This is a genomic window from Pseudomonas sp. SIMBA_041 (assembly GCF_046535095.1).
In the GTDB taxonomy this organism is placed as follows: domain Bacteria; phylum Pseudomonadota; class Gammaproteobacteria; order Pseudomonadales; family Pseudomonadaceae; genus Aquipseudomonas; species Aquipseudomonas mucoides.
In genome coordinates this window covers 514,105-520,516 of record NZ_JAWRXJ010000006.1, presented here as the reverse complement: position 1 = coordinate 520,516, position 6,412 = coordinate 514,105, and the positions used below count along the sequence as shown (strand labels likewise).

At 58.8% G+C, this 6,412-nt stretch carries 7 protein-coding genes and 2 tRNA genes; 7 read left to right on the top strand and 2 right to left on the bottom strand.

The window, feature by feature from the left end; genetic code table 11:
• Position 1: 1 nt before the first annotated feature.
• Both SB725_RS17920 and SB725_RS17915 read left to right on the top strand, forming a co-directional pair.
• Positions 2 to 77: transfer RNA gene (locus tag SB725_RS17920), tRNA-Val, on the top strand.
• A 15-nt stretch (positions 78 to 92) separates the two neighbouring features.
• A tRNA-Asp gene (locus SB725_RS17915) sits at positions 93 to 169 on the top strand.
• A 91-nt stretch (positions 170 to 260) separates the two neighbouring features.
• On the opposite strand, the gene SB725_RS17910 is transcribed toward SB725_RS17915, so the two are convergent.
• The gene (locus tag SB725_RS17910) at positions 261 to 1,394 is read right to left on the bottom strand and encodes a catalase family protein (RefSeq protein ID WP_410922426.1); all 1,134 of its coding nucleotides are present in this window, start codon (positions 1,392 to 1,394) and stop codon (positions 261 to 263) included.
• On the bottom strand, positions 1,391 to 3,199 hold the full coding sequence (locus SB725_RS17905) for a di-heme-cytochrome C peroxidase (RefSeq protein WP_027922464.1): 1,809 nt from the start codon (positions 3,197 to 3,199) through the stop codon (positions 1,391 to 1,393). Before SB725_RS17905 ends, SB725_RS17910 begins: the two co-directional genes overlap by 4 nt.
• Before the next feature lie 269 nt (positions 3,200 to 3,468).
• Between SB725_RS17905 and SB725_RS17900 the strand changes: the two genes are divergently transcribed.
• The 5 genes from SB725_RS17900 to SB725_RS17880 all read left to right on the top strand — a co-directional run bounded on the left by SB725_RS17900 (position 3,469) and on the right by SB725_RS17880 (position 6,379).
• A complete protein-coding gene (locus tag SB725_RS17900) occupies positions 3,469 to 4,182 on the top strand; it encodes an FKBP-type peptidyl-prolyl cis-trans isomerase (RefSeq protein ID WP_410922425.1) in 714 nt (237 codons plus the stop codon).
• 293 nt (positions 4,183 to 4,475) lie between these two features.
• Positions 4,476 to 4,940: a YkvA family protein gene (locus SB725_RS17895; RefSeq protein WP_027922466.1), complete on the top strand. Its 465-nt coding sequence runs from the start codon at positions 4,476 to 4,478 to the stop codon at positions 4,938 to 4,940.
• 321 nt (positions 4,941 to 5,261) lie between these two features.
• The gene (locus SB725_RS17890) at positions 5,262 to 5,603 is read left to right on the top strand and encodes a helix-turn-helix domain-containing protein (protein ID WP_027922467.1); all 342 of its coding nucleotides are present in this window, start codon (positions 5,262 to 5,264) and stop codon (positions 5,601 to 5,603) included.
• On the top strand, positions 5,600 to 5,971 hold the full coding sequence (locus SB725_RS17885; protein ID WP_007898892.1) for a hypothetical protein: 372 nt from the start codon (positions 5,600 to 5,602) through the stop codon (positions 5,969 to 5,971). The genes SB725_RS17890 and SB725_RS17885 overlap by 4 nt, the downstream gene beginning before the upstream one ends.
• A complete protein-coding gene (locus tag SB725_RS17880) occupies positions 5,972 to 6,379 on the top strand; it encodes a sel1 repeat family protein (protein ID WP_027922468.1) in 408 nt (135 codons plus the stop codon).
• Positions 6,380 to 6,412: the final 33 nt, after the last annotated feature.

The window sequence follows — 6,412 nt, the reverse complement described above, 5'->3', positions numbered from 1 at the left end:
AGGGTGATTAGCTCAGCTGGGAGAGCGTCTGCCTTACAAGCAGAATGTCGGCGGTTCGATCCCGTCATCACCCACCACTTTCAACGCTACGCGCAGCGGTAGTTCAGTCGGTTAGAATACCGGCCTGTCACGCCGGGGGTCGCGGGTTCGAGTCCCGTCCGCTGCGCCATATTCGGTTACCTGGAACGCTGAACGCCAGGTACCACACAGAAAGCCCGCTTAATGCGGGCTTTTTGCTGTCTGGCGTTTGGCAATTGCGTTTATTGCTCGGCGTTACGACTGTGTCGGTAGTCGCTTACGGCTTCATACACCGCTTTGCGAAGTCGGTTGATGCCGCCAATTGGCCGATGAGCCTCAAGACCAAACCATGGATTGAACGACTGGTTGTCGCATTGGATATTCAATGCCGGCGTGTCGAAATCTTGCGCGGGTACTTTGATTCGCGCCACGCTCTGGAATGGCGCCGCGTTTTCACGCCATTCGATGCTGGTGTCTTCTATGGGCATGTACTGGCTTGGGTCCTGACGCTGAATTTGCAGGACGAAGCAGGCCGGCACCCGGTCGGTCGACAATTGCTGGTTCAGCGCATTGCGCAGGAAGTTTGGCAACTTCTGGTTCTGCGCGGGCAGGGTGTAGGCCGGGCAGCTATCAGGGTCCGGCATCACTCGGAATTTGGCATTGGTGGCACCAAACTTGTAGGGCGAAACCGAAAAGTAAGTGGTCTTCGTCGGACTTTCCGGGGCGGGTGACAGGGTTGCCAAGGCGATAAACAGGTGCCGAACCTGCCAGGTCCGTGGGTCCCAACCCGGGAAAAACGCCATCAGCTTTTTGCCGTCAGCCTGGGCCGCTACATTCTGACGGTACTCGGCGACATCGCTGACGAAGAAATTCGGGTGGCTGAACATCACAAAATCCTGTTCGCCACGAGTCTGTTGATCGGCGAGCAGCTGTTTGCCGGGCACATCGAGCAATTTGATTGCCATGCCCCGGGCGTCTCGAATGCTGTCGAATTGCGGATACGCATTGCCATTGGACAGGCGCATTGTCGCTTGCCAGGTTTTGCCGGGTTGGCTGAACACGCCCTGGCGCAGTTCCTCGGTCAGATCCGCCAGCACTTGAACCTCGGCCTTCACGCAGCCATGGGCCTTGGCATGTGCATCGCGCAGGTAGCGGGTGTTCTCACGGTGTTGATCGACGATGCGCACCGCCGTCTGAATGACGTCCTGAGTCATGGCGGCTTCGCCATCCGGTATCACTTCTTGCGCTGAAACAGGTCCGCTGTGCTGCCAGGCGAACCACGCCATGGCTAGCGCATAACCGAGCACACCCAGGCCGATCAACCACAGGAGGGTCTTGCCAAGAAAAGCGCCAAGGCGCATCCAGAGTCTGCTCATGGCAATTGCGCCTCCAGCGGGCCGCCCAATACCTTCAGATATTCCAGCAGCGCCCAGCGCTCCTGCGGTTGCAGCAAGCGGCCAATCACGCCGTTGCCGCGCTGGCCGGCACGGAACTCGTGGCCGCTGTTGTGATTGCCGGTGATGCGCGTGTCGAACACAAAGCCATTGGTAAAGGCCTCGGTACGATAGCCAAGATGTTGCGGGTCGTACTCGAACGTACCTTTATAGAAGGTCGTTGCGCGTTCATCTTGAGGTGAGAGCAGCTGATAAATGCTCGGTACCGAACCGTTGTGCAGAAACGGCGCAGTGGCCCAGACGCCTGCCAGTGGCCGTGCCTTATAGGCCCGCAGCTCACGCACGCCAATTGGCAGGCCGAAGCCATTCATGGCCGGTTGTTCGGCGGCAGGAATGTTCGCGTCACGGTAAGCGCGGTTTCCGACGAAAGCCGTGATGTATGCCAGCCCCTTGGCCGATGACAGCTGGCTCAAATCCAGCGGTTCAGCGGGTGCTGGCTGCAAGTGCACGTCCAGCTGCTTGAGTTCCGCCAGGTCCCATTGCAAGGCGGAGAGGTCGAAGCGATGGTCGGCAATGTTGTTGGCGGCGCCCGGGTCGGTGCCAATGAAATCGACCGGTAGCATTTTCAAATGTTGCACCCAGCGCCCGTCACTCTCGACTGTGCGTGGCAAATGGCAACCGGCGCAGTTTTCGCGGAACAACTCGCGACCTTTGGCTGCCAACGGCTTGTCGACAGCGCCGAGTAACTCTTCAGGCCATGCGGGTGGTTTGAGCCGTTGCAGGGTTTCCTCGATCTGGTGCAGGTCGCGTAATCGCACACTCGACGGATAACGTCCGTCACCTTTGAGCGGTTGGCCGTTGGCATCGAAGAAACTCAGTGTGGCGCCCACACCCAGGGATTCGCCGATGTTGCGAGCCATGGGTTGTTGCGCCGAACCGTTCCACTGCACCCAGTCGAACGTCCACATGTCCCACAATTGCGGGTAATCCACCGGGGCATTGGCCACACGGTAGTTGTCGGCTGAAATCGCATCACCGAACGTGGCGTTGGCAATGCGTCCGAAGGCGTCGGTACGGCCCGGTCCTTCCTCGGTGGGGTAGAGCCCGCGATGGGTATCGTTCCAGGCAACTTTGACGAAGGTAACGAGGGACGCTTTGAACTCTTCACGCAATTGTGGGTGCCGGGCGTCGTAGTCATCGCCCAGCACGTTGCGGGCGAAGCGTTCGAATTTCCACGGGTTGAGGTAAGTCGAGGTCAGACTGGCGACCAACGCTTGTCCGAAACTGCCCCCTTTCAACGTAGGAACACTGGAAGGCAAAACGTGCTGCGCCGAACCGCCGTCAATGCGGATCGCCTGGCCGTTGAAGCGCAACTCACCGGTGTGGCAAGCGGCGCACGAGATGTCGAGAAATTCGTCCTGACTGCCGGGATTTTGGTGGCGGGCAAAACCTACCGGCAAATTCCCAGGGTTGTCTGGCGTGGCTTTCTGCCCGGGATCGATCAGGAAACCAAAGCGGGCGAGGTACTCGGGCGATGCGAATCGTTGTTGCGAGAAGGGCAGTTCGAGGGCGTTGAACCAGGCATAGCGCAAGCCTTTGACCTGGGTTCCCTGAGGCGTGAAGTAGTAAGTCTGGCGATCTTCGGCGCTCCATTGTTCCAGGTAATGCACCTGTTGCGCGGGCGACCAGGTCGGCAGTTTCGGATTGGCGACGTAATACAGAACCACGGCCAGGCCGAGTCCCAGCAGCACAGCCACCAGCATCAGCAGGCGAAATAAGAGGCGCAAGATAAACATCCTTGTCGAGTTGTGGCTCTCTTATGCCGCAGGGGACGGGGTGCGGCAAGTGGCCATTACGCCAGATGTTGTGGGATATAGGATCAGCTGCTGTAGGTGCCAGATGACAGATGCTTCATGATGCCAATCCTGAAATGCGTTAAAACACCTGAACTTATCAGAAGTTTCCAGCTCTCATGCCGGTAGCCATTGGTCGTGGCCGCCTGATAAGCTCGCGGCTTTACTCGATTGCCCTTTAGGCGCATGAACAAGGAAATAGCATGAAACAGCATCGGTTGGCGGCGGCGGTAGCCCTGGTTAGCCTGGTACTTGCGGGTTGTGATTCGCAGACCAGTGTAGAGCTGAAAACTCCGGCGCAAAAAGCTTCCTACGGCATTGGCCTGAACATGGGCAAAAGCCTGGCTCAGGAAGGCATGGATGACCTGGATTCCAAAGCCGTAGCCCAAGGCATCGAAGATGCCGTTGGCAAGAAAGAGCAGAAGCTCAAAGACGAGGAGCTGGTCGAAGCCTTCGCCGCACTGCAGAAGCGTGCGGAAGAGCGTATGGCCAAGATGAGCGAAGAGTCGGCGGCTGCCGGCAAGAAATTCCTCGAAGAAAACGCCAAGAAAGCCGGCGTAGTGACCACCGCCTCGGGCTTGCAATACGAAGTGGAAAAGAAAGCCGATGGCCCACAGCCTAAGCCGACCGACGTAGTGACTGTTCACTACACCGGCAAGCTGACCAACGGCACCGTCTTCGACAGCTCCGTCGAGCGCGGCAGCCCGATTGATCTGCCGGTCAGCGGTGTGATTCCGGGTTGGGTCGAAGGCCTGCAACTGATGCACGTTGGTGAGAAGTACAAGTTGTACATCCCTAGCGAACTGGCTTATGGCGCCCAAAGCCCAAGCCCGGCGATCCCAGCCAACTCGGTGCTGGTATTCGACCTGGAGCTGCTGGGGATCAAAGATCCAGCCAAAGAAGACTCCGCCAAGTAATCAGCGTCTGCTTTGACAACAACGCCTCGCTTATGCGGGGCGTTGTTGCATCCGGGGTTCGGCGCAGGTAAACAAAGCGAACGGTTGCTGTACGCTGGAGTCATAGCCATTGAAGACGCCCGTGCTAGCCGCGCCGGCGCGCCAAGTCAATGAAATCTTGGGTTTTTTTATGTGAGTAAAAAACGCCCGATCTGAGCCGGACCCTTATGAAACGGGGCTTTCAGCCGTGAAAAGCAGCTCTGTTCACAAGGTTATCCACAATTTGTGTGGATAACATTTCAGTGGGAGGAATGATGAAAGCACCCTGGAATTTCGCTCGATTCTTGCCCCTCGCCGGGCGCCTGCTCGCGCGCGGGCGCTTGCCGACGTTGCTGTTCGCCGTCGCCAGCAAAGGCGCCAGCCAAGGCAATCGCCTGGGCAAGGTCAAAGACGATTTGCGCCTGTTGCAGGCGCTGTGCCTGGCCTACTGGCGTGGGGAGTACCGTGCCGTCAGCCCGAAGGCGTTGGTCTCGGTGGTCGCCGGCCTGATGTATTTCCTCAGCCCGGTGGATGCCATCCCGGATTTCATTCCGGTGTTCGGCATGCTCGATGACATCGCGGTGCTGGCCTGGCTGATGAAAGTCCTCGACGACGAACTCAATGCCTTCCGCGCCTGGCGCAGGCGACAGGTGCCGGAGAAGCTGGCGGTGGTCGAACGCCTGCCCGATACCCCGGAGAAACTTCAGCTCCAGGGCCCCCAAAAAATACGGGGTGATTGAAGGATGCAGATCAGCCAACCCGTTTTTGCCGCAACGCAATTCCTCTAGCAGCTGGCGCAGCCTGCATTCGGCTGCGCAGCAGTCGTAATATCTGTATTTATGGTCTTTCTGAAACACCGCGTCGCCTGATTTCACGACTGCTACGCAGCCGAACGCAGGCTTCGCCAACTGCTACCGATCGCGTCTTGGCTTGACTCATTGGCATATGGGTGACTGAGGATCCAATTTATTGATACCCCCGCGCGACCTTGGCCGCTGTTAGGATTACACTTCTAGGGAAAAGTGCCGACTCGCAAAGTGTCGTTGTCCTACGGGGAAGTCATGGATATTCAGATAATCACACGCGAAGGCGAGCCCGAGTATGCAGTTTTACCGTGGGCTCAGTACCAGGCTCTACTGAAAGCAGCAGGCATCAACGAGAAACCGGCGCCAGACGCGCCAGTGCATCGCACGGCAACACCAGACCAGATTCTTCCAGGTCTGGATCAACTACGCAGTTTGCGCGAAGGGAAGGGCATCGCCATCGAGGCGCTGGCCCGCACGGTAGGCATCAGCCCGTCTTATCTGGCCTTGATCGAAAGTGGCGAGCGTCTGCCCGACGCTGCGATTCGCCGCAGCCTGGCCTGGGAATTGACGGTGCCAGGGTGGAGGGATGAATCGTGAGCGTACGCATCAGTCGTCAACATTGGGACGGGTTGCTGGGTGAACTGGATCAGGCGCGTCGTCAGCGTCATCTTCTGACCTATCGAGCGTTGCTGGAGCGTTTGCAATTGCCCACGCCGGCCATGCAAACCCTGACCGCTGCGCTCGAACATCTGGCTGCTCTGGATGCCAGGGCCGAGCAACCGTTGCGCAGCTCGCTGGTGATCAGCCAGGGCGCCAGTCGTTTGCCGCGCACCGGCTTCTTTGAATGTGTCGAGCGTCTGGGGCGTTTCTCCGGGCCATCTGACGGTGTCGCCGCCGCGTCCTGGCATGCTTCGGAAGTGGTGCGTGTGTTCGAATACGAATACCCCGAATCGGCCGAGGCCTGAGTGTTTTTAAAACTCAAGGCCCGGGCTGGTTACTGGCTGGCCCGCCGGTTGTTTCATTGGTCATGGTTCGTGCGCCAACCGCGCGGCTGGAGCTGGCTCGAAGGCCAGTTCGCGCGCATGGCGAATTTGGGTGACGTCGGTGCCCAGAGCTTCTATGGCCACATCCTGACCTTTCGCGGCGTCGGCCTTGGGGCTCGCGAGGAGGGCGTGCGATTGCTGCGCCTGGCGGCGTTGGCGGGGGATGGCAAGGCGGCGTATCAGGTTGGGGTGATCTGTCTGGCAGGAACGCCGAGCAAGGCGCCGGACCTGGTTGAAGCTGCGCGCTGGTGGGGCATGGCCGTGAAGGCGGGGCATCCATTGGCAGAGCTCAAGTTGAAAGAATTGGCGGCTCGGGGTGAGGGGCAATAACCCCAACCTGTGTTGACTGAGCGGACGCTATCG

Excerpts from the sequence above, each read along its gene's own strand:
- SB725_RS17900 (WP_410922425.1), top strand. The coding sequence starts at position 3,469 with ATGAAACAGCATCGGTTGGCGGCGGCGGTAGCCCTGGTTAGCCTGGTA.
- SB725_RS17910 (WP_410922426.1), bottom strand. The coding sequence starts at position 1,394 with ATGAGCAGACTCTGGATGCGCCTTGGCGCTTTTCTTGGCAAGACCCTC.
- SB725_RS17895 (WP_027922466.1), top strand. The coding sequence starts at position 4,476 with ATGAAAGCACCCTGGAATTTCGCTCGATTCTTGCCCCTCGCCGGGCGC.
- SB725_RS17890 (WP_027922467.1), top strand. The coding sequence starts at position 5,262 with ATGGATATTCAGATAATCACACGCGAAGGCGAGCCCGAGTATGCAGTT.